Origin of the sequence: Mesorhizobium sp. M2A.F.Ca.ET.067.02.1.1, from assembly GCF_004023285.1 — a bacterium.
Taxonomy (GTDB): domain Bacteria; phylum Pseudomonadota; class Alphaproteobacteria; order Rhizobiales; family Rhizobiaceae; genus Mesorhizobium.
Map to the genome: position 1 here is coordinate 1 of NZ_RZSB01001232.1, position 945 is coordinate 945.

A 945-nucleotide genomic window follows, 5' to 3' on the forward strand; every position below is an offset into this window, starting at 1 on the left:
GGCGCAAGGCGTGACCGCGTCGCCCGTCGGAGACAGCCTGATGCTCGGCGCCATCATCGTCTGCGGGCTGGGCTACGCCGAAGGGGCCAGGCTGTCGCGCAAGCTCGGCGGCTGGCAGGTGATCTGCTGGGCGCTGGCGCTGTCGCTGCCGGTCATGCTGGCGTTGAGCTTCGCGACGCTGCCGCCATCTTTCTCGGCGATCGGATCGAGCGCCTGGATCGGCCTTGGCTATGTCTCGCTGTTCAGCATGCTGATCGGCTTCGTGTTCTGGTATCGCGGCCTGGCGCAAGGTGGCATCGCCGCGGTCGGGCAGCTGCAATTGTTGCAGCCCTTCTTCGGCCTGGCGCTGGCGGCGAGCCTGCTGCACGAACAGGTCAGCCCGTTGATGGTGGTCGTCACGCTCGGCGTCGTGGCCTGCGTGTTCGGGGCGAAGAAGTTTGCGCGGTAGACGCCTACTAAAACTTCGTGACCACTCCGATGCCGATCCCTTCGAAGCCGCCCATCGCCATCAGGGCCGCGGGCGCTTCCTCCAAGCTGATCCTTTTGCCGACCAGCAATTCGGGCTTCAGCTTGCCGGTGCGGATCATCTCCATCATCGCGGAATAGCGGTAGGCCTGCATGCCGTGGCTGCCGAGGATTTCGAGCTCGAAGGCAATGACCTTGTCCATCGGTACCTGCGGACGGGCATGATCGCCCAGCATCAGACCGACCTGAACGTGGCGACCGCGCCGGCGCAGGTTCGAGATCGAATTGAACGAGGTGGTCGGGTGCCCGAGCGCGTCCATCGACATATGCGCGCCGCCATTGGTGATCTGCTTGACCGCCTTCACCACATTCGGCGTCGTCGAGGCGTTGATGGTCGCCACCGCGCCGATCTTCTTCGCGAATTCGAGCTTCTCGTCCGTGAGGTCGATGGCAATCACATTGGCGCCCATGGCGCTGGCG

The 945-nt window shown here is 64.6% G+C and carries 2 protein-coding genes; one reads left to right on the forward strand and one right to left on the reverse strand.

Annotation, left to right across the window (positions count from 1 at the left end):
* Window positions 1–448: DMT family transporter (locus tag EOA28_RS36975; RefSeq protein WP_148671164.1), on the forward strand; the 448-nt coding region annotated here is incomplete at its 5' end.
* A 7-nt stretch (window positions 449–455) separates the two neighbouring features.
* On the opposite strand, the gene EOA28_RS36980 is transcribed toward EOA28_RS36975, so the two are convergent.
* The coding region (locus EOA28_RS36980) for a zinc-binding dehydrogenase (RefSeq protein WP_148671165.1) at window positions 456–945 on the reverse strand (490 nt) is incomplete at its 5' end.